At 68.4% G+C, this 19,664-nt stretch carries 19 protein-coding genes and 1 tRNA gene; 8 read left to right on the forward strand and 12 right to left on the reverse strand.

Annotation, left to right across the window (positions count from 1 at the left end):
- Position 1: 1 nt before the first annotated feature.
- The 4 genes from AC5JJ2_RS26560 to AC5JJ2_RS26575 all read left to right on the forward strand — a co-directional run bounded on the left by AC5JJ2_RS26560 (position 2) and on the right by AC5JJ2_RS26575 (position 1,189).
- A complete protein-coding gene (locus AC5JJ2_RS26560) occupies positions 2-130 on the forward strand; it encodes a hypothetical protein (protein WP_495861079.1) in 129 nt (42 codons plus the stop codon).
- Positions 131-341: 211 nt separating this feature from the next.
- Positions 342-414, forward strand: a tRNA-Ile gene (locus AC5JJ2_RS26565).
- 185 nt (positions 415-599) lie between these two features.
- Positions 600-974: a hypothetical protein gene (locus AC5JJ2_RS26570; protein WP_495861080.1), complete on the forward strand. Its 375-nt coding sequence runs from the start codon at positions 600-602 to the stop codon at positions 972-974.
- Entirely contained in the window at positions 971-1,189 is a 219-nt protein-coding gene (locus AC5JJ2_RS26575) for a hypothetical protein (protein WP_495861081.1), read from the forward strand. Before AC5JJ2_RS26570 ends, AC5JJ2_RS26575 begins: the two co-directional genes overlap by 4 nt.
- A 276-nt stretch (positions 1,190-1,465) precedes the next feature.
- Here the strand turns inward: AC5JJ2_RS26575 and AC5JJ2_RS26580 are convergent, their stop codons facing one another.
- Entirely contained in the window at positions 1,466-2,047 is a 582-nt protein-coding gene (locus AC5JJ2_RS26580) for an SRPBCC domain-containing protein (protein WP_495861082.1), read from the reverse strand.
- Positions 2,048-2,224: 177 nt separating this feature from the next.
- Between AC5JJ2_RS26580 and AC5JJ2_RS26585 the strand changes: the two genes are divergently transcribed.
- Positions 2,225-4,231, forward strand: coding sequence for a hypothetical protein (locus AC5JJ2_RS26585; protein ID WP_495861083.1), 2,007 nt, complete (start codon positions 2,225-2,227; stop codon positions 4,229-4,231).
- Positions 4,232-4,540: 309 nt separating this feature from the next.
- Here the strand turns inward: AC5JJ2_RS26585 and AC5JJ2_RS26590 are convergent, their stop codons facing one another.
- On the reverse strand, positions 4,541-5,938 hold the full coding sequence (locus AC5JJ2_RS26590; protein ID WP_495861084.1) for a tyrosine phenol-lyase: 1,398 nt from the start codon (positions 5,936-5,938) through the stop codon (positions 4,541-4,543).
- Between the two features lie 94 nt (positions 5,939-6,032).
- On the opposite strand from AC5JJ2_RS26590, the gene AC5JJ2_RS26595 reads away from it, so the two are divergent.
- Positions 6,033-7,169: a Gfo/Idh/MocA family protein gene (locus tag AC5JJ2_RS26595; RefSeq protein ID WP_495861085.1), complete on the forward strand. Its 1,137-nt coding sequence runs from the start codon at positions 6,033-6,035 to the stop codon at positions 7,167-7,169.
- Positions 7,170-7,175: 6 nt separating this feature from the next.
- Here the strand turns inward: AC5JJ2_RS26595 and AC5JJ2_RS26600 are convergent, their stop codons facing one another.
- From AC5JJ2_RS26600 to AC5JJ2_RS26630, 7 genes are all read right to left on the reverse strand, one after another.
- On the reverse strand, positions 7,176-8,096 hold the full coding sequence (locus AC5JJ2_RS26600) for an RpnC/YadD family protein (RefSeq protein WP_495861086.1): 921 nt from the start codon (positions 8,094-8,096) through the stop codon (positions 7,176-7,178).
- Entirely contained in the window at positions 8,093-9,832 is a 1,740-nt protein-coding gene (locus tag AC5JJ2_RS26605; RefSeq protein ID WP_495861087.1) for a redoxin domain-containing protein, read from the reverse strand. The genes AC5JJ2_RS26600 and AC5JJ2_RS26605 overlap by 4 nt, the downstream gene beginning before the upstream one ends.
- Before the next feature lie 349 nt (positions 9,833-10,181).
- Entirely contained in the window at positions 10,182-10,445 is a 264-nt protein-coding gene (locus tag AC5JJ2_RS26610) for a hypothetical protein (RefSeq protein WP_495861088.1), read from the reverse strand.
- Positions 10,442-10,717, reverse strand: coding sequence for a hypothetical protein (locus AC5JJ2_RS26615; protein WP_495861089.1), 276 nt, complete (start codon positions 10,715-10,717; stop codon positions 10,442-10,444). Before AC5JJ2_RS26615 ends, AC5JJ2_RS26610 begins: the two co-directional genes overlap by 4 nt.
- 135 nt (positions 10,718-10,852) lie before the next feature.
- Complete coding sequence (locus tag AC5JJ2_RS26620; RefSeq protein ID WP_495861090.1) at positions 10,853-12,397, reverse strand: glycosyltransferase family 39 protein; 1,545 nt, start codon at positions 12,395-12,397, stop codon at positions 10,853-10,855.
- 169 nt (positions 12,398-12,566) lie between these two features.
- Positions 12,567-12,869 (reverse strand): hypothetical protein, encoded by a 303-nt coding sequence (locus AC5JJ2_RS26625; RefSeq protein ID WP_495861091.1) that lies wholly within the window; start codon positions 12,867-12,869, stop codon positions 12,567-12,569.
- Between the two features lie 197 nt (positions 12,870-13,066).
- Positions 13,067-13,519, reverse strand: coding sequence for a tRNA (cytidine(34)-2'-O)-methyltransferase (locus AC5JJ2_RS26630; protein WP_495861092.1), 453 nt, complete (start codon positions 13,517-13,519; stop codon positions 13,067-13,069).
- A 214-nt stretch (positions 13,520-13,733) separates the two neighbouring features.
- Between AC5JJ2_RS26630 and AC5JJ2_RS26635 the strand changes: the two genes are divergently transcribed.
- Positions 13,734-15,971, forward strand: a complete 2,238-nt coding sequence (locus AC5JJ2_RS26635; RefSeq protein WP_495861093.1) for a DNA translocase FtsK — start codon at positions 13,734-13,736, stop codon at positions 15,969-15,971.
- Positions 15,972-15,981: 10 nt separating this feature from the next.
- Here the strand turns inward: AC5JJ2_RS26635 and AC5JJ2_RS26640 are convergent, their stop codons facing one another.
- The 3 genes from AC5JJ2_RS26640 to AC5JJ2_RS26650 are packed head-to-tail and all read right to left on the reverse strand — an operon-like array spanning position 15,982 to position 18,858.
- On the reverse strand, positions 15,982-16,560 hold the full coding sequence (locus AC5JJ2_RS26640) for a hypothetical protein (RefSeq protein WP_495861094.1): 579 nt from the start codon (positions 16,558-16,560) through the stop codon (positions 15,982-15,984).
- Positions 16,557-16,997: a hypothetical protein gene (locus AC5JJ2_RS26645; RefSeq protein ID WP_495861095.1), complete on the reverse strand. Its 441-nt coding sequence runs from the start codon at positions 16,995-16,997 to the stop codon at positions 16,557-16,559. The genes AC5JJ2_RS26640 and AC5JJ2_RS26645 overlap by 4 nt, the downstream gene beginning before the upstream one ends.
- 28 nt (positions 16,998-17,025) lie before the next feature.
- Complete coding sequence (locus tag AC5JJ2_RS26650; RefSeq protein ID WP_495861096.1) at positions 17,026-18,858, reverse strand: L-lactate permease; 1,833 nt, start codon at positions 18,856-18,858, stop codon at positions 17,026-17,028.
- Positions 18,859-19,104: 246 nt separating this feature from the next.
- Between AC5JJ2_RS26650 and AC5JJ2_RS26655 the strand changes: the two genes are divergently transcribed.
- A complete protein-coding gene (locus tag AC5JJ2_RS26655; protein ID WP_495861097.1) occupies positions 19,105-19,506 on the forward strand; it encodes a hypothetical protein in 402 nt (133 codons plus the stop codon).
- The last annotated feature ends 158 nt before the right edge of the window (positions 19,507-19,664 follow it).

Genomic DNA, 19,664 nt, shown 5'->3' on the forward strand with positions numbered 1-19,664 from the left:
GATGGGCGACTGGTCGCCGCTGGAAGACGATGTCCTACTCAAGGGCACGCTGACCGTGTTCGTCCGCCGGCGGGACGGGCGGCCGTGCCGCGGCCAGCGGGTGACGATCAGCGGGTGCGGGTTCGTCTGAGGCGGGACTTCCGCCGTCACGGACGCGGACGGCACGGCCTCGGTCGAGGCCCCGTTGGGAAAGGTCGAGGTGCGAGTCGGCGGTGTCCGCGAGGAGGCGTGGGTCGCCGTGGACCTGGAGACGGTCGTGGAGATCGTTCTGCGCTAGCGCGGCAACGGCCGCAGGAAGGAGGGTGCGATGATACGCGATAGCATACGGCGGTCGTTCGCGGCCTCCCGTAGCTCAGTGGTCAGAGCGCGGGCCTTATAAGCCCGTGGTCGCGGGTTCGACCCCCGCCGGGAGGACTGTCGATTCACCATTCAGGCCGATAAGCGGCCGCGCTGGGCCTCGTCAACTGCTGTAAACTATCCAGATGGCCGCTCACCAGTCGCCCGCACCAATTTCGTCGGCCGAAACCCGTCGGCGGCGGGCACGGGCGTTGCGGTTGGCCCGTGCGGTCGGGTTCGTCGGCCGCGTCGAGTATCGGCATGTGTACAGTCAGACGGGCGGGGCGCAGTACGGTCGCGGGGCCGAGGAGGGCGGCGACCTGCTCACCGTGTACGCCGAGGCGTTCGAGCGGGACGCCGACCCGGAGGACTTCTCCCTCCGCGCGATCATCGCCCACGAGCGGGGCCATCAACTGGTGGCCCGCCACCCGCGGCTCGCGGCTCAAGCGGCCGGGTCGTCGCTCGCGGCCGAAGAGGTTCTCGCTTCGATACTCGGGGCGTTGGTGCTCGGGCCGGGTTCGGATCGTGACGCGCTGATGGCGAAGGCGACGGCCGAAGTGTTGGTCGGCGGCACAAGTGCGGACGAGGCGGTGAGGCTTGTCACGAACCTGTGGGAATCGCTAGAGGGGCTGCTATGATCGGTCACAAGAAGCTGAGTGAAGTGCGGGCGGAACTGGAAGCGGCCCTTGGCGGCGGCCCGCCCGGCACGGGCGAGGTGGCGGAGTCGTTGCGGCGATTCTTGGCGGCCGGCACTGTCGAAGGCAACAAGGCATCGTCGAATCCGGCCGTTTCTCAAGACGCTGCGAAGCGTGATGTACCTGCCGCGATTCCTACCACAGATTTGGATCGGTAGCCCGCCAAGAGGGTCTCAGATGTCAAAGGCCGCGGCCGGGACTACCGGGTTCTTGCTCGGTGCGGTGGTCGGTTGGGGCTGCGTTCTTATCGTTTGCGAGATGATCTGGGCCTATCGCGAGCGGATATGGCCCCCGACGGGTGAAGACCTCGAATACTTCGGCGTAATGATCCACCTGTTTCTTGCGAAATGCGTCGGCGGTCTCATGGCGGCTGTAGCGGGCGGGGCACTCGGCTGCTGGCTCGCGGTGCGAGAGTCGGGTGACCACCCGCCCGGCTAGCCCACCCGCGGCCGCGGCGGGGGGAGGCGGCCGCTGCCGTTCGGCGGGCCGTGCGGCGCGTCGAAGTGGACGCTCAGCCGGCCGGAGTCGTAGGCCGTCGGGCCGGCCCACATCGCCGCCTCCACGTAGCTCTTGAAGTGCGTGCCGATCAGCCGCTGCCACCCGCTGCCCAGGCTCGTCGCCGCCTGACTCGCGCTGATGCAGATGCCGGCGTCGGACACCTTCATCAACGTCTCGACGCCGCGCTCTTCCAGGTCGAACGTCACGAACGACCGGCCGGGGCCGGTCCAGTCCGGGTACATCTCGCACGCCCACGTCATCCGGTAGCCGGGCGACCAGACGACGACCGTGCCCCACAGGACGCCGCCGCCGCCGTGCCACGCCTCGTACACGCGGCCGCCGAGCTGCCCCTCGATCACGAACCCGGCCGGGTTCTCCGCCGAGAAGAAGTCCTTCGGCCACCAGTTCGACGTTTCCTCGACGAGCGCCGCCCACACCCGCTCCCGCGGGGCGCGGATCGACACCTCGAACCCCACCTGGTAGCTCTGCGCCGGTTTCATCATGCGGGGGTTCAACATGGGAGGCGATCTCGGCGTTATTCAAAGTAGTAGGCACACTCCGTGTGCCGTCTCCTTCACGCCGCGGAGACCGGCACGGAGTCGTTGCGACCGACAGCAGACGGCACACGGAGTGTGCCTACTACTATTTCCGCGCGGTACACTACACCTTAGCCTACTAATGCGAGCGGGGGAAACATGTCGATCCGACCAATTCTCGCGATTTCACTCGTCGTACTGTTTTCGCAGCTCGCCCAGGGTCAAACCCGGCCGCCGCTCGACCCGGAACCGAACGCCCCGTACCGCTGGCAGGTCGGCCTCCGCTGCGCAGACCACCCTGTCCTGTCCGACGTTGTCCGCACGCAACTCGCCCGCGAACTCCGGGCCGCGCTCCAGGCGTCCATCGAGTCGGCCGGCGAGGTCGAAGTCATCGACTTCACGAAGAACCTCGACGGCAAGAACCCGCTCTGGAAGGCGTTCGCCGAGAAGGGGTGGGCCGCCCTCGACCCGGATTCGTCGCGGCCGGTCAGCGACGTCAAGTCGCACGTCCTGACCGTGGACTACCGCGACGGCGTGTTCCACCTCGCTGCCCGGCAGCTCGACGGGTTCACCGGCATCGCGTCCCCGGTCCTGCGGAAGCAGACGACCCGCACCACGGACATGCTCGGCCGCGTCGCGTCCTTGCTCGTCGAGCCGGACTTCGGCCCCGTCGGCACGGCGTTCCCCGTCGTCGGCGAGGAGAACTACATGAAGGTCACGTTCCGCGGCACGGCCCTCGCGCCGGCGGACAAGTGGGTCAAGAAGGGGGACGTGCTCATGGCCTCCGCGGTCCGGGACGTGACGAAGCCGGCCGACCCGAAGAACCCCCTACCCCGCGACTTCCGCGGCCAGATTCCGACGATCCGCACGGCCGTGCCGTTCGTGTACACGCTCTTGAAGGTGACCGAGAAGGTGGACGACACCGGGTCGTGCAAGTGCGTGATCCTCACCCGGTTCAAGGACCCGTTCGGCCGGGACGCGCTCAACCGCGACGCCCGCCGCCGGACCGGGGTGCGGGTGATGAAGCTCGCCACCGTCGAGACGAAGGTTCGCCTGCGGCTCGTCAGGCCGGACGGCACGCCGCACGTGAAGGGGTCGCTGATCCAGGTCGCGGGCACGGACATGGACTTCGACGCGCAGCCCGGCCCGGACGACGTGTTGAAGTACGAGAACGGCACGTACCGGTCCGGCCGCGTGTTCAACAACGTGGCGTGCATCCAGGTCGGCGTCGAGGGCGGCAACCCGCAACTGTTCCCGATCCCGGTGCTGGGCGACGACCCGGTCGTGCTGCGGTTCGACGTGAAGCCGGAGGACGAGGAGCGGGCCGTGTTCGCCCGCGAGTGCAACGACTACCGCGTCCGCGTGGCCGACCTGTTCGTGTCGCAGCGGGCGCTGTTCGAGAAGGTGAACAAGCTGCTCGACCTGAGCAAGAACCGCGACGCGCTGGCGGCGGCCGAGAGCGGCCAGACGCAGCTCGCGGCCGCGCAGAAGGCGCTGACGGACGAGCTGAAGCAGCTCCGGGAGAAGCCCCGCGCCGCCGAGGAGGGGATCAAGCGCATCCTCGATTCGAGCGAGAAGCAACTCGCGGCCGTGGACAAGGGGCAGAAGGACATGGCGAAGACGATGGGCCTGCTCCGCGACGCGGCGAACGCGTCGGCCGACTCCGGGAAGTTGGAGGTCGAGTTCCGGTCGAAGGAGTTGGCCGAGCGGATCAAGGAGTACGTGTCCCACGGCGACGTGCCGGAGGCGCTCGAAGCCTACGAGAAGCTCATCAACCTGATCCCCGGCGACCAGGCGGTCAAGGACGCGCGGGAGAAGCTGCTCGCCGAGTGGACGCCGAAGGACGAGGAGCACCGCAAGGCCCGCGACACGATGAAGAAGTGGCTGACGGTGAAGACGTTCGACGAGTACAAGGAGACGGTGTTCCTGCTAAAGCGGGCGAACGAGGTGCTCATCAAGAAGAACGACAAGCTCGGCCTGCGGAAGCTCTTGAACACGTTCGAGCCGGCGTACACGGCCATCGGGAAGATGCTCAACGACACGGACGGCACGACGGACGAGGGGGTGAAGGCGGTGAGGGAGTTGGAGAACCTGACGGAGATGGTGCGGATCATCGAGGACGACGCCCGCCAGGCGCTGAAGCGGCTGGTGGGGGAACCGAAGTAGTAGTAGGCACACTCCGTGTGCCGTCTGCTGTGGGTCGCAGCGACTCGAACGAACTCCCCGCGGCACATAGTAGTAGGCACACTCCGTGTGCCGTCTGCTGTGGGTCGCAGCGGCCCGGACGAACGCCCCGACCCGCCGAGGAGACGGCACACGGAGTGTGCCTACTACTCTGCCGGTCACAGCGGCCCGGACGAACTCGCCGATACGCGGAGGAGACGGCACACGGAGTGTGCCTACTACTATGGTGGGCCGCGGCGGCTCGGACGAACTCCCTGATCCGCCGAGGAGACGGCACACGGAGTGTGCCTACTACTCTGCCGGCGCGAACCGCGCCTGGAAGAACCGCAGGTACTTCGGCTCGTACACCATCCTCAATCCCCGAATCCTCGCCCGCTCGTCGTGGACGGCGGCCACGCTCTCGGCCACCACGTCCATGTGCGCCTGCGTGTACACCCGCCGCGGGATCGTCAGCCGCACCAGCTCCAGCTTCGGGTAGTAGTGGTCCCCGGTCTCCTTGTTCCGCCCCGCGGACACGATGCCGCGTTCCATCGCCCGGACGCCGCTGTCCGCGTACAGCTCCGCCGCCAGCGTCTGGGCCGGGAACTTGTCCTGCGGCAGGTGCGGGCAGAACTTCTTCGCGTCCAGGTAGATCGCGTGCCCGCCGACGGGCCGCACGATCGGGATGCCCCACTCGACGAGCTTGTGCCCGAGGTACTCGACCTGCCCGATGCGGGCGCGGATGTGGTCGTCCTGCACGCTCTCGACGATTCCGCGGGCCATCGCCTCCATGTCCCGCCCGGCCATCCCGCCGTAGGTCTGCAGCCCCTCGAACACGACCACCAGGTTCGTCGCGTCCTCGAAAATCTTGTCGTCGTTGACCGCCAGCCACCCGCCGATGTTCACCAGCGCGTCCTTCTTGCCGCTCATCGTGCAGCCGTCCGCGTGCGAGCAGAACTCCCGCAAAATCTCCGCCACCTTCTTGTTCTGGTACCCCGGCTCCCGTTGTTGAATGAAGTACGCGTTCTCGACGGCCCGCGTCGCGTCGAGGAACACCTTGATCCCGTGCTTGTCCGCGAGCTGCTTCACGGCCTTCACGTTCGCCATGCTCACCGGCTGCCCGCCGGCCATGTTCACCGTCGCGTGGACCGTGATGTACGGAATCTTCTCCGCCCCCACCTTGCGGATCAGGTCCTCGAACTTGTTCAGGTCCACGTTCCCCTTGAACGGCAACTCCTTCTCGGGGTCGTGGGCGTCGTCGATGATGACATCGACGAACGTGCCGCCGGCCAGCTCCTGGTGGATGCGGGTCGTCGTGAAGTACATGTTGCCGGGGATGAAGTCGCCGGGCTTAATCGTGACCTTGCTGAGAAGGTGTTCCGCCCCGCGGCCCTGGTGCGTGGGGACGACGTGCTTGAACCCGTAGTGCGTCCGCACCGCGGCTTCGAGGTTGTAGAAGTTCTTGCTCCCCGCGTACGCCTCGTCGCCGAGCATCATGCCGGCCCACTGCCAGTCGGACATGGCGCTCGTGCCGCTGTCCGTCAGCAGGTCGATGTAAACGTCGGCGCTCCGCAGCAGGAACGTGTTGTACCCGGCCTCACGGATGGCCGCCTCGCGCTGCTCCCGCGAGAGCATCGCAATCGGCTCGACCATCTTCACCTTCCACGGCTCGGCCCACGACCGGCGGGCGGGGCGTTGGGATGCGTCCATCTGGCGTCACTCCACGGGCGGAACCTCGGGCCGGACCGTTTCGCTATTCTAATCCCGGACTCGTCCCCGATTTCCCTTCCCTCGGAGACCGATCATGGCCGCCACCCGCCGCACGTTCCTCGCCGCCACCGCCGCCGGCCTCGCCGCCACCGCCCGCGCCGAAACCAAGAAGGTCCGCGTCGGCGTCATCGGCTGCGGCAGCGTGTCCGGCGTCTACCTGCCGCACCTGGCGACGTGCCCGCACGTCGAACTCGTCAGCGCCTGCGACATCATCCCCCAGCGCGCGAAGGCGCGGGCCGAGAAGTTCAACGTCCCGAACCAGTACCCGGACATCGAGAAGATGCTCGCCGGGGCCGCGTTCGACCTGCTCGTGAACCTGACCGACATGCAGGAGCACGAGCGGCTGAACAAGCTCGCCATCGCCGCCGGCAAGCACGTCTGGAGCGAGAAGCCGCTGGCGAACTCGCTCGCCGCCGGGCAGCAGTTGCTGGAACTCGCGAGGAAGCAGGGGACGAAGCTCTGGGGCGCGCCGGCGATGGTCGTCAGCCCGGCGTTCGCGTTCATGGCGAAGGCCGTCGGCGGCGGGAAGCTCGGCCGCGTCGCGGCGGCGCACGCCGACTACGGCCACACCGGGCCGGGGTGGTCGTCGTTCTTCTACGAGAAGGGCGGCGGCAGCTTGCCGGACCTCGCCGTGTACAACCTGACGACGCTCACCGGCGTCCTCGGCCCGGCGAAGTCCGTGACCGCGATGACGAGCGTCGTGACGCCGACCCGCAAGATCGACCGCAAGGGCGAAATCAAGGTGGAGGCCGAGGACAACGCGATGGTGCTGATGGACCACGGCAACGGCGTGATCTCGCACGTCCAGTCCGGGTTCAACTACTTCAACCCGCACGGCCACGAGGCGAAGGAGGAAACCCGGCACAGCATCACGATCGTCGGCACGACGGGGTTCCTCGGCCTCGTCGGGTACGACTGGGAGCCGCACGGCGTGGACCTGGCGACGGAGAAGGAGCCGAAGGCGAAGCGGTACGTCACGGAGAAGTCGGACTTCGTCTGGCAGATGGGGGCGTCGCTGGCGGCCGAGAGCCTGGCGACGGGGAAGGAGCTGCTCGTCACGCCGGAGCACGCGCTGCACGTTCTCGAAATCATCCAGGCGACCCGCGAGTCGCAGGACACGGGCCGCCGCGTGGGCCTCAGCTCGACGTTCAAGTGGCCGGTCGTGGCGTGACCGCCGCTACAGGCCGAGGGCGGCGAGCGACGGGGCCTTGAGCAGGTCGCCCCCGAGCTGCCGGAGGGCCGCGTCCGGCAGCGCCCGCAGCTTCGCGAGCGATTCTTCCGAGAGAGAGCCGAAGCGATCCGTGAGGAGCGCTTCGAGGAGTTCGATCTGCCCGGCGCGGCGGCCTCGCTCAAGCCCTTGCTCCACGCCCTGCTCCAGCGCCTTCTCGTAACGGGTCTTGTTCACGGCCGGTACTCCTTCGATACTGTTCGCTTCCAGTATACGCTCGAACTCCTGCGTTTGCGCCGGGTCGAGCGGCAGGTAGGCTTCCACGCAGTCGCCCAGTAGGAACCGCTGCTGCTCCGTCAGCGGGGCGGTACCGAGCCGCCGTAACGCCTCGGCCCCGTACTCCGCCGCACGCTCCCGCGGCAGCCGCATCAGCGCCGACAGCGCCACGCCGAGCCAGTTGTCGCCCCGCAGGTACGCCTCCGCGTCCAGCCCTGGCAGGCCGACGTACAGGTAGCGGAACGTCAGCACGTCGAACTCCCAGAACGCCTCGACCACCGTGTCCGCGCCGAGACCGTCCAGCCCGACCTTGAGGTAGATCACGATCGACAGCACCGGCAGCCCGTGCCGCTGCCGGAGGTGGACGTAGTACGCCGGCAGCCGCGGCTTGAGCACCGTCGTCTTGTCCGGCGACTCGATCTCGACGTGGACGAGCGCCAGCCACTCGCCGCCGACCGGGTCGAGCGTCCGCAGCCGGGCGACGAGGTCGAGCCGGTGGCGGTCGCCGGCCGGCGGGTCCGGCAGCAGCTCCGTGTCGAGCCACTCGACCGCCGACAGATCGAACCGCCGCGCCCAGTCGGCGAAGAACAAGGTCAAGAAGTCCGCGAAGAACTCGCGGACGATCGTCTTGAACCGCTGGTCGTGGTCGGTCATTTCTCCGTGTACACCACGAACCCGATCATCATCTCCTGCCACGTCTGGTTGCCCCACCGGACGGTCGCCGCCGGGTCCGGGTTCGTCGGGTTCTTCGCCGAGTTGTCGTACCACGCCGTACACTCGATCCGCGACCCGGCCGGGATGTCCCGCGGCTTCGCCAGCTCGTAGTTCGCCTGCCAGTTGAAGTCGTACTTCGGCACGTTCAGCAGCACCTCCCGCGTGCCGTCCGGCGCGACGAGTTCGTACTTGAACGCCTTGCCGCGGACGTGCATGTGCGGCGTCATGATGAACAGCCGCGAGTCCTTCGCGAACGTGAACTTCGACTTCACCTCGTGGTTGTCCGCCCCCGGCGGGATGCGGAACTTGCCGTTCATGATCGACCAGTTGTGAATCTCGTGCTTCGGCGGCCCCTTCGCGTAGCAGATGCCGACCATCGACGAATCCTTCCCGGCCTTGCCGTTCGGCGTGTAGTGGACCTCGAAGATCAGCTGCGACCCCTTCGCGATCTTGCGGGCGTGGTCCTTCGGCAGGATGACCGGCGCGTCGCCGGGGACGTAGGCCCCGAGCATGTGCCGGCCGAAGTCCGCGCCGGCCAGGTCGAACAGCGTGCCGCCGGGCGGGAGGATGAAGCAGATGATGTGGTGGACGACGGCCCGGTACTCCGGCCGGACCTCGACGGCCTCGATCCACTTGTCCTCGGCGAACGGCTCGCCGACTGGCACGTACTGGTACGGCACGCCGATGCCGAGGAACGAGTTCGCCGGGACCGGGAACGGTTTCTTCATCCGCAACACCTCGTCCGGCTCGCGGGGCAGCCGCCACCCGTCGAGGAACGTCCGCGGTTGCGGCAGGTCCTTCGCGCTGCCTTCCGGGCAGCCCTGGTCGATCCACGCGAGCAGCGTCGCCTTGTCGTCGGCGGACAGCCGGCGGTCGTTCTTGAAGTGGCCGCGCGGGGCGTCCGCGTGCCACGGCGGCATCACGTCGTCCGCCACGACCTCGCGGATCATCGCCGACCAGCCCTTCGCCGCCTTGTAGCTGTCGAGCGCGAACGGCGCGGCCTCCCCGGCCCGGTGGCACTCCTGGCACTTCGCCTGGATGATGCGGGACACTTCCTTCGTGTACGTGACGGGCGGCCCCGAGTTGGCAGCCGGCTTCGCGCGCGTCAGCTTGCACCCGCTGGCCGTCGTTTCGGGGACTTTCACGTCCGTGCCTTCCAGCACCGCGTCGATGGCGTTCGCCAGCTCGCGGGTCGTCGCCTTCGCCTTGTGGACGCCGAGCGAGAACTGGTCGTCGATCCGGCCGCGGTAGCGGACCGTCCGCGTCGCATCCAGAACGAACACGTCCGGGACCCGCTCGACGTGGAACTTGTCGGCGACCGTCGTGCCGTCGTCCTTCAGCACGGGGAACGTCAGGCCGAAGTCCTTCGCCTGCTTCGCGACATCCGCCGCCGTGTCCGACTCGTGGCTGTAGACGGCGACGAATTGAACGCCGTCCTCCTTGTACTTCTTCGCGAGGTCGTTCAGCTTCGGGACGTAGGCGAGGCTGACCGGGCACGCCGTGCCGGGGAACGCGACGACGACGGCCTTCGCCGCCCGCGTGTTCTCGACGAGCGCCCACGGCTTGTTCGTGGCGGCGTCGGTCAGGGTGAAGTCGGCGGCCTTCGTGCCGAGCGGCGGGTTGGCGGCGAGGAGCGGGGAGGCGATGAGGAGCAACAGCCAACAGGAGCGGATCACGGTGGGGAACCTCCGGTTCGGGGGGGCGACTGCCATTATCGGGGGCGAGGACGGGTCGCGCCAAGCCGCAGAGTCGCGAAGATGGGAAGAGTCGGCGCGGGATTCCCGACGGGTTGTTTCTGACTTCCGGCTCGCCTCAAATCCAGAGGAGTGGAGCGAAACTCACAATCACGACGCGAGTTACGAAGAGGCCGGAATCTCGACCGATTTGCTGTCTTTTCGAGGGCCGGCAATTTTTACATTGTTCGTCTTGACAGGGCGGGGCGGTTTAGCGAAGGTATGCGTGCCTCTTCTCTGTTCCGGCCCCGCCGCTGATGGTGCAACGCCATCGACGGCGGGGTTTTTCTTTTCACCCGCGGTACCGCGCCTCCGTCACCACGACGACGTTCTCGTCCTCGAACACCTCGTACTCGACGACGATGGGCGGCGCGAACAGGATGCGATCGTTGCCGATCCGCGATTCGCCGACGGCCAGCGGCGAGCGTTCGAGCAACCGGTCCACCTCGGCCATCGCGTGGGTCACGGCCGACGCCTGTTCCCGCTCCGTCGCGGCCATGTAGGCCCACGCCAGGGCCTCGACCGCCCGCCGCGGCCAGACGACGCGGTAGTTCATTTCTTGTCCGTCCCCGCGACGAGGGACTCGAACAGCTCGATCGCCTCGGCCGTCGGCAGCGCCTGCCCGGCGCGGAACTCGGCGACCGCCGCCGCCCGCCGGGCGGCGGCCTCCGGGCCGTCCGTCTCGGCCTTCGCGTCCCGGTACGCGTCGGCGACGGACCGCTCCGGCAGGACGGTAACCATCACCCGCGTCGGTTTCGTTACCGTGAGGGGTTCGAGCAGGCGTAGCGCGCCCGACGGTTCCAACACGGCCTCGACACTCTTCGTCATGACCGACCTCGCAGTTCGCGGAAGAACGCTGTACCCGAATTCTAACGCATCCGACAACCCGATTCGACAAATCCAACGTCGCGCATCGGTCAGACGCCCACGAGTTCGGCCGCCAACAGGGGAGTAATCGTGGGGCTACCGGGCGGCGAGGCCTTGAGCCGGCGGGACGAACGCCACGCCCACCCGCGTCGGCGGGACGTTCGCGGCCGTCGCGAACGGCAGTACGATCGCCGGTTGTGCCGCCACCCGCGGGAACCGTTCGCGCAGCCCCGCGGTCGCGTCGTCCCCCTCGCGGGCCGCGTTCCACAGGATCACCCCGCCCCGCGCGTTCAGGTCCGCGTCGCCGGTCCACGGGCAGTCGGCCAGGTCCAGGTAGTCCATCGTCCCGCGGCTGTACAGGACCGGACGGTGAACGGAGTAACAGCACACCAATCCGGCCCGCCACCCCTCGCCGGCGACGACCGGCGGCGCGCCGCCGTAGGCGGCCGCCCACCGCCGGTTGACCTCGGCCGTCAGCTCGCGGCCGGGGAACGTCGTCCGGCCGCCGACGCCGTACAGGTACGGGTTCGCGTACTGCCGCCCCACGACGAACGCGAGCATCACCGCCGCGACCGCCGCCCACCGCCGGAGCGCGGCGCGCACCGCCGCCGGCGTCGCCGGGCCGCGGAACGTCGCCAGCGCCCAGACGCCGAACGGCGTCCACAGCGGCGACCCCCACAGCTCCCGCAGTTGGCAGCCGGTCAGCACGGACAAGCCGATCAGCGCGGCGAACGGCCCGATCACGGTAAAGTGCAGGAACGACGGCGAAACCGGTTTGGCTTCGACCGGCGGGTTCGCTTCCCGCCGTCGGAGCAGCGGCCAAAGCACGAACGCCACCGGCGCGAGCATGGCCGCCTGCGTGCCGAGGAACTGCGCCGGCTGGCTCACGTGCGCGAGCGCCCCGCGGGCCTCGGCCGTCCGTCGCTCGGCGTACCGGATCGTGATGAAGTCGTTCTTCACCAGCCACAGGGCGTGCGGCAACACGATCACGGCCGCGACCGCCGCCGCGAGGTACGGCCCCGGCGTGCGGAAGATCGCGCGGTGCCTCCGGTCGAACAGCACGAACGCGAGCACGGCGAGTACCGCGAGGCCGATGGTGTACTTGCACAGCACGCCGAGGCCGGTGACGCCCCCGACGGCCAGCCACCACCGCGTGCGGCCGGTCGCCAGCGCGCGGTGGGAGCAGACGACGAGCCACGCCCAGGCGAGGTTGAGCAGGACGTTGTTGCCGTACTCGGCCGGGTTGTTCGTCAGATACTTCAGCCCGTCGAGGGACAGGGCGGCGACGAGCGCGAGCGGCGGCGACAGGTATTCGCGGCCGAGCCGGTACGCGGCGAGCATCGTCAGCGACGACGCGGCGTAGCCGAGCAGGTAGACGCCCCACACGTCGCCGGGCGACAGCCGGGCGGCGAGGTCGGCCAGCCACGCCGGCACCGGCGGGTGCTTCGGGTAGCCCCATTCCCACGTTCCGCCCCACGACAGCCACTCGGCCAGGTCGAGCGGCGGGTTGTGGTGCGAAGCGACGACGGCGACGGTCCACACGACGGCGCGGACGACGAGCCAGACGGCGAGGAACAGCTCGATCCGGGCAACGGCTGACAACGGGGCGGGCGCGAGCCGGGGAACGACGAAGGCGAGCATGGCTGCAGTTCGTATCGCGCCGGTGGCCTGCCGGTCAATGCGAACGCTCGACTTCCGAAGTCCGGCTTCGACTTCGGAAGTCGAACGGGGCCAGCGCCGACGGAGGGTGGGGACCGCTCCTGCACCACATCGACTTCCGAAGTCGAAGCCGGACTTCGGAAGTCGGGCCTCACGCCGCCCGCAGCTCCACGCTCAGCACCGGCGACTCTTGCAGCCGCACCTCCCGCGACCGCTGGCCGAGCGAGTTGTAGAACACCACCCGGTCCTCGCCCGCCGCCCACACGGCGCTCGTCTTCAGCTCCCGTGGCCCCTGGACGTGGAACACCACGCCCCACGGCTTCCCGCGGCGCTCGATCGGCGTCTGGAAGAACGGCGTCTGATTCAAGTCCAGGGCGTCTTGCTCGCAAAGCGTCTGGCGGACGTACCGACACAACTCCTCGTAAGTCGGCAGGGCAACGACCGGCTCCGACATGCTTCCCCCGTGGCAGGCGTGACTGGCCGCCGTGCGACGACCGCCCCGCGGCGAGTGGTGAACTCGTCGTGACGGGTCCGGCCCGGCGTCAGGTGAGTGGGTGTGCCCAATATGTGCCACACGCTGGGGGACGTGCGCGGTCTGCCGAGGCTGCGAAGGGAAAGCTTCTCAGGAAATCGCGTCGGCCTCTGCGGGTTCTACCAGCGGTGCACCTGCCGCAGCGCCTCGTACACGACGATGCCGACAGCCGTGGACAGGTTCAAGCTCCGCACGTGCGGCGTGAACATCGGGATGCTGATGAGGTGCGCCGCGTACTTCTCGCGGATCGCCGGTGGCAGGCCGGTCGTTTCTTTCCCGAACAAGAGACAATCGCCGTCACGGAACTCGACGGCGGTGTAGCTTCGCGGCGCGGGGTTATCGACGAGCCACAGTCGTTCGAGGCCGAGTTGCTCGAAGTCATCGAACGAGTCGTGCCGGTGGAGATCGACGTGCGGCCAGTAGTCGAGGCCGGCCCGCTTCAGCTGCTTGTCGTCGATGGTGAACCCGAGGCGGCCGACGAGGTGCAGCCGCGACCCGGTGGCGGCGCACAGCCGGGCGACGTTCCCGGTGTTCGGCGGAATCTCCGGCTCGAAGAGCGCGACGTGGAGCATTATCTTGTGGAACCCTGAGCGGAAGCGACGGGGTGCGGGACAGGCTCCCGCACCCCGTCGCTTCCGCTCAGGGTTCCACCTCCGGATGCGAACCTGCGGCCCCTGTCCCGATTGTTCTGTCGAAGCCGATTGTACGTGGCGGGGAAGCCCGGAAACGGCCCGCTCCGCCGCCGCCGCCGCTTCGCCTCAAGTCGCCGGGTGGGACAATCAGAGTATGAGTGAATCGCCTCCCCCGCCCCGCCTCCGGCTCGACGGCATCGCGTGGGCCTTGCTCGCCGTCGGATGCCTCGTCGCCGCCGCCGTCGCGACGTACCCGCCGCTGACCGGTCTCGACCCGCTGCTCGGCCCGGACACGGCCCTCGTCGTCGCGCCGTTCGCGGACGCCGTCGGGTTCGCCGCGTTCGTGTATCTCGCCGGTTGGTTCCTGCTGACGCTGCTCTACGTGCTGCGCCGCGGCTTCCTCCGGCTGACGGTCCGCGCCCTCGGCTGGGCCGTGTTGACCGCGACGGCCGCGACCGTCGCCGACTACCAGATGGCGAAGCTGCCGCACCCGGCGTCCGCCTACGGCGCGGGCGGGTCCGTCGGCGCGTACTTGCGGTTCCTGACCGACGACCACGTCCCGGCGAACCTCGTTTCCACTGTCATCGGGCTGTCAGTCCTCGTCGGCGTGCTGCTCGTCGCGGACCACCTCGTGCGGGCCGTGCTGCGGTACCTCTGGAAGACGCTCCGCGGCCTGGTCGCCGGCTTGCGGTTCGGCAACCGACTGGTGGAAGTGGGCAGTAACAAGGTCGTCCAGGGCGTGACGAAACTCGCGACCCGCGACCCCGCGCCGCCGACCGCCCCGCCGACAACGCCCGTCCGGCCGGTCGTCGCCGACATCGGCCCCGTGCCGATCATCAGCCACACGGAGGTCGTCGATCTCGCCGCCCCGCCCGCGGCGGAACAGGAAACGCTCATCGACTTCCAACTGCCGTCGCTCGCGCTCCTCAACGACGCCGACCCGTTCCCGGTCGAGGACCACGAGTCGTTCCTTCGCGAGCGAGCGACCCTCCTCGAGAAGACGTTCGCGGACTTCGCCATCAACGTGAAGGTCGTCGGCATCCACACCGGCCCGGTCATCACGCAATACGAGATCGCGCTGGAAACCGGCCTGCGGCTGAACAAAGTCACGACGCTCGCCGACGACGTGGCGCTGAAGCTGAAGGTCCCCAGCGTCCGCATCGTCGCCCCGCTGCCGGGCCGCGACACCGTCGGCATCGAGGTTCCGAACGAGCACCGGCAGACGGTCCGCCTCAAGGAACTGATCCTCGCGACGCAGGCGAAGGCCGCGAAGATGAAGCTGCCGGTCTTCCTCGGCAAGGACGTGGAGGGCCGGCCGCTCTGCTACGACCTCGCGGACATGCCGCACCTGCTCATCGCCGGCCGCACCGGGACCGGGAAGTCGGTCTGCCTCAACACGGTCCTGCAGAGCTTCCTGTTCACCCGCCGGCCGGACGAGTGCCGGCTCATCCTGATCGACCCGAAGCAGGTGGAATTCAGCGGGTACGCCAACATCCCGCACCTGATGCACCCGGTCGTCACGAAGAACGAGAAGGCGGAAGCAATTCTCGCGTGGGCCGTGGACAAGATGGAGGAACGGTACGAGCTGCTCCGCCGCGCCCGCGTGCGGAACATCGCCAGCTACAACGAGCTGGCGTGGGACGAAATCCTCCGCCGCGTCGATCCGCAGGACGAGAACGAGCGGCAGAAGCTGCCGGCGAAGATGCCCTACGTGGTGATCGTGATCGACGAGGTCGGCGACCTGTTGATGGCGATGAAGAAGGAGGTCGAGTCGCACATCATCCGCCTCGCGCAGAAGTCGCGGGCGGCCGGCATCCACCTGATCCTGGCGACGCAGCGGCCGACGGTGGACGTGGTGACCGGCCTCATCAAGTCGAACCTGCCGGCCCGCATCTGCTTCCAGGTGGCGAGCCGATCGGACAGCGGCGTCGTCCTCGACGAGAAGGGGGCGGAGAAGCTCCTCGGCCGCGGCGACATGCTGTTCCTGCAGCCCGGCACGAGCACGCTCGTCCGCGGGCAGGGGGCGTATGTGGACGACCAGGAAATCGAGCGGGTGACGGCCGCGATCGAACTGGACACGCCGAACTACGACACGGAGCTGCTGAACGTGAAGGCGAAGACCGGCGACGGCCTCACCGCGGACGGCGACCTGGCGGAGCAGCTCCGCGCCCGCGACGAGATGTACGAACAGGCCATCGAGATCGTCGTCCGCGAGCAGCGGGGCAGCACGTCGCTGTTGCAGCGGGCGTTGGGCATCGGCTACGGCCGCGCGAGTCGGCTGATCGACTTCATGGCCGAGGACGGCATCGTCGGCAGCTACAACGGCAGCAACGCCCGCGACGTGCTGGTAACGCCGGAGGAGTGGGAGTCGCGGAAGGCCGGGGTGGGCTAGCCGCGGACGATCACGTCGCCGGCGCGGGTGTGACGGTCGCGCCGAGCCGGGCGGCGACGGCCAGCGACGCCTCGTACTTCGCCTCGGCCGCGCGGCGGGCCTCGTCGATCACCTCGACGACGAACCGCTGGCCGGCCGGCGGGAGGTCGTCCCACACGGCCGCCCACCGCGACCGCAGCCAGCCCGCGGCCGCCGCCCGTTGCCAGTCGATCAGCGAGTGCGCCCACCGCGCCGCCAGCTGCGGGCCGGCCGTCGTCAGCACCTGATCGGCCAATGCCGGCGGCGGGGTCGGGCCGGTGGCGTCGAGCGCGGGCCAGAGCCGCGGGTTCTTGAGTGACTCCCGGAACTCTTGCAGCACGGCGGTCCCGCCGTCGGCAAACCCGCCTGTGGAGAGCGATTGCCAGGCCGCCGCGAACCGCTCGACCGCCTGTTGAATCCGGCCGGCCAGCTCGACGACCTCCACCTTTCCCGCCGGAATGAGATCAATCGTCTCCACGTCCGGTCCCCACTGGCGGCGGCCCGTTAACTCCACGACTTCCAACTTCACCGGGCCGTTCGTCAGGCGCGGGGGAGGGTTTCGCGGTTTCATGATTGCATCACCTCGAAGTACTCGCGGGCCAGCGGTTCGCCGTCGGCGTCGTCCACGGCCCGGAGCAGAACTTCGTACCGGCCCACGCCCCACAGCGGCACGTTCCGCACGGCAAACACGAAGTCCCGTACCCCGTCGCCCGCGCGGAACGTGATGGTGTACGGCCCGTACGTCTCCGTCAACCGTTCGCCGTCCGGGGCATCCGCCCAGCCGAATTCCAACTCGAAGTCGTGCGCCCCTTCTCCACCGAAGAACCGTGTAAACAGGCGGAGTACCTTGGCCGGCTTCGGGTCGGCGGGCGATAGGCCGAACCGAGCGGGGACGAGGTATTGGTAGGTCACCCCGCGCAACGTGTACGGGTTGAACGGCCGGGCCGGCGGGCGAACCTTTGCCGCGCGACAGAGCAAAAAGTGTTGAACCGTGGGCCGGTCGTTCATGGCACGTCCCATTCTACCAGACCGCCGCCTACGGCTTCGGCACCATCGCCGTGAACGGCGGGACGAACGCCTGCACGGCCGTCATCGCGCCGACCACGCACGCCAAGAAGACGCTGTGCCAGACCACCGCCTTGAAGATGTCCGCCTCCTTGCCGATCTGGTTCGTCCCGGCCGTCGCCACGCAGATGCTCTGCGCGTCGATCATCTTCCCCATCACCCCGCCCGTGCTGTTCGCCGTGCAGATCAGCACCTCCGCCTGCTCCCGCGTCAGCTCCGGCAGCACGCCCGTGTCGTGGACCTGCCCGGCCGTGATCTTCTGCAGGCTGCCGAACAGCGCGTTGCTCCCCGCGTCCGTCCCGGTCAGGAACACGCCGAGCCAGCCCAACAGCGCCGCGAAGAACGGGTACAGCACGCCCGTCTCGGCGAACGCCACGCCGAGCGTCGCGTCCATCCCCGCGTACTTCGTCACGTAGCTCAGCCCCAACATGCACGCGATCGTCGGGATCGGGATCTTCATCTGCACGAACGTCTTCACGAACACCCGCAGCAGCACCGCCGGCGACGTGCGGAGGAACAGCGCCGAGATGAACACCGCCGCGATGCACGGCGTCCCGGCCGCCGTCAGCCACTTGACCTCGAAGATCGCCTTCTCCAGTCGCTCCGCGCCGGTCGCGCCGGGCTTCTGCAGGCGGTCGGCGCGTTCCACTTCTAAATGCAGCGACGGAATCTCGACCACGTAGTACGACTTCGCGACGCCGAGGTCGATCGGCCCGGCCTTCTCGACCTGCCGGGCGATGCCGATGACGCCCAGGCACAGTGCCATGATGACGAACGGCGACCACGCCTTCGCGACGAGGCCCGGCGTCAGCGGTCGGGTGTCGGCGTGCGTGTCCAGGACTTGCTTCACCTGCTCGACCGCCTCCGCCGCGTGCGGGTCGGTCGGCGAGGCGGCGGTCGGCGCGGTCGGCTTGCCGGTCATCGGGTCGATGTCCGCCGGGAACCGCCACTCGTTCTTCGGCTTCCACACGAACCGCAGGAACAGGGCGAGCGTCACCATCGAGAAGATCGACCCGCCCACGTCCGTCAGCGGCCACAGGGCGATGCCCGGAATCCAGTTGTGCATCGTCGCGAAGAAGTACTGGAAGACGCCGAACGACCCGCCGCCCACGAGGAGCGCCGGCCACACCTCGAACGTCTGCTTCCAGGTGCAGATCACCTTCACCATGTAGAACGGCACGAGGCACGACAGGAACGGGAGCTGGTGGCCGCACATGGTGCTGATCGCGTCGCCGGGGATGCCGGTCACGCCGGAGAGGACGAACACGGGCGTGCCGAGGCCGCCGTAGCAGACCGGCGACGTGTTCGCGATGAGGCAGATCACCGCCGCCCGCAGCGGCGGCATCCCGAGGCCGGCGAGCATCGCCCCGCAGATGGCGACCGGCGAGCCGGACCCGGCGGCCCCTTCCATGAGCGCGCCGAAGCAGAACCCGATCAGCACGGCCTGTACCCGCGCGTCCCCGCTGAGGCCGCCGATGGAGCGGCGGATGATCGCGAACATGCCGGTCTCGACGGTCAGGTTGTAGATGAGCATCGCGCCGAACACGGTCCACCCGATGGGCAGGAGGCCGAAGGCCGCGCCGTTGACGAACGACAGCACGGCCTTGTCCGCGGGCATCTTGAACACGGCCACGGCGAGGAGGATCGCGACGACCGACCCGGCCGCGCCGGCCCAACTCGCGACCCACCGGCGGCCGACGAGCAGGTAGAAGAGGACCAGCACCGGCAGCGCGGCGACGAGCGTGGACGCGAACCGGTTGTTGAGCGGATCGAGGTTTTGAATGTAGGTATCGGCGAGGAGCATGGGAGGTGCGAACCCGGAGGGAGGTAGTTCCGACGATGCTATCAATCGCTGCCTTCGACGCAAGCCGGAAGATCGAAACCGGGGGAACCTTGCGGGTGCGGCGGTCGGGGTGAAATGCGTGAAGTGGCCGCGCCGCGGTAGCCGAGTCAATGGGGGGAAACACTACCGGCAGCGGGCTTCACGCGGACTCGGCCAACGGGACGGTCGGTCCGCCTTCGCCCAACCGTTTTTCGCGGAGTATTGCTCATGATCCGCACGTACAAGGTGCTCCTCATCGTCGGCCTGACCGTGTTCGGCGTCTGGGGGTGCGGCAAGTCCGGCACGCCGACGGCCGACGGCGGCTCCCCGGCGGCGAAGGTCGCGAAGCTGGAGGAAGACTTGAAGGCGGCGACCGCCGCCCGCGACACGTTCCGCCAGAAGCTCGCCGCGGCCGAGGATCAGATGCGAACCGAAATCGCCCGCGGCCAGGCGCTCCAGAAGGAGCGCGACGACCTCTCCGCGAAGCTGAAGCAGAAGGGGACCGAGTACAAGGAGCTGCAAGGGCAGTACGAGGGCTTCCGCAAGAACCTGAAGGAGTTGCTCGGCAACGCGGAAGTGGCGATCACGCCGAAGGCCATCCCCGCGACGCCGGTGAGCCTCATCAAGTAAAGAATGGCCCGCAGATGACGCCGATAAGAGCGCAGATGAAAACCGGATAAGACCGAAGAACGATCTCGGTTTTGATCCTCTTCATCTGCGCCGAAGTCCGCGTCATCTGCGGGCCATTCTTCTTTCACCTCTCCCGTCGTGGCGGTATCATCAAGTCG

It is taken from the genome of Limnoglobus sp., from assembly GCF_059499385.1.

Excerpts from the sequence above, each read along its gene's own strand:
- AC5JJ2_RS26560 (WP_495861079.1), top strand. The coding sequence starts at position 2 with ATGGGCGACTGGTCGCCGCTGGAAGACGATGTCCTACTCAAGGGCACG.
- AC5JJ2_RS26575 (WP_495861081.1), top strand. The coding sequence starts at position 971 with ATGATCGGTCACAAGAAGCTGAGTGAAGTGCGGGCGGAACTGGAAGCG.
- AC5JJ2_RS26580 (WP_495861082.1), bottom strand. The coding sequence starts at position 2,047 with ATGTTGAACCCCCGCATGATGAAACCGGCGCAGAGCTACCAGGTGGGG.
- AC5JJ2_RS26585 (WP_495861083.1), top strand. The coding sequence starts at position 2,225 with ATGTCGATCCGACCAATTCTCGCGATTTCACTCGTCGTACTGTTTTCG.
- AC5JJ2_RS26590 (WP_495861084.1), bottom strand. The coding sequence starts at position 5,938 with ATGGACGCATCCCAACGCCCCGCCCGCCGGTCGTGGGCCGAGCCGTGG.
- AC5JJ2_RS26595 (WP_495861085.1), top strand. The coding sequence starts at position 6,033 with ATGGCCGCCACCCGCCGCACGTTCCTCGCCGCCACCGCCGCCGGCCTC.
- AC5JJ2_RS26600 (WP_495861086.1), bottom strand. The coding sequence starts at position 8,096 with ATGACCGACCACGACCAGCGGTTCAAGACGATCGTCCGCGAGTTCTTC.
- AC5JJ2_RS26610 (WP_495861088.1), bottom strand. The coding sequence starts at position 10,445 with ATGAACTACCGCGTCGTCTGGCCGCGGCGGGCGGTCGAGGCCCTGGCG.
- AC5JJ2_RS26615 (WP_495861089.1), bottom strand. The coding sequence starts at position 10,717 with ATGACGAAGAGTGTCGAGGCCGTGTTGGAACCGTCGGGCGCGCTACGC.
- AC5JJ2_RS26620 (WP_495861090.1), bottom strand. The coding sequence starts at position 12,397 with ATGCTCGCCTTCGTCGTTCCCCGGCTCGCGCCCGCCCCGTTGTCAGCC.
- AC5JJ2_RS26625 (WP_495861091.1), bottom strand. The coding sequence starts at position 12,869 with ATGTCGGAGCCGGTCGTTGCCCTGCCGACTTACGAGGAGTTGTGTCGG.
- AC5JJ2_RS26630 (WP_495861092.1), bottom strand. The coding sequence starts at position 13,519 with ATGCTCCACGTCGCGCTCTTCGAGCCGGAGATTCCGCCGAACACCGGG.
- AC5JJ2_RS26635 (WP_495861093.1), top strand. The coding sequence starts at position 13,734 with ATGAGTGAATCGCCTCCCCCGCCCCGCCTCCGGCTCGACGGCATCGCG.
- AC5JJ2_RS26640 (WP_495861094.1), bottom strand. The coding sequence starts at position 16,560 with ATGAAACCGCGAAACCCTCCCCCGCGCCTGACGAACGGCCCGGTGAAG.
- AC5JJ2_RS26645 (WP_495861095.1), bottom strand. The coding sequence starts at position 16,997 with ATGAACGACCGGCCCACGGTTCAACACTTTTTGCTCTGTCGCGCGGCA.
- AC5JJ2_RS26650 (WP_495861096.1), bottom strand. The coding sequence starts at position 18,858 with ATGCTCCTCGCCGATACCTACATTCAAAACCTCGATCCGCTCAACAAC.
- AC5JJ2_RS26655 (WP_495861097.1), top strand. The coding sequence starts at position 19,105 with ATGATCCGCACGTACAAGGTGCTCCTCATCGTCGGCCTGACCGTGTTC.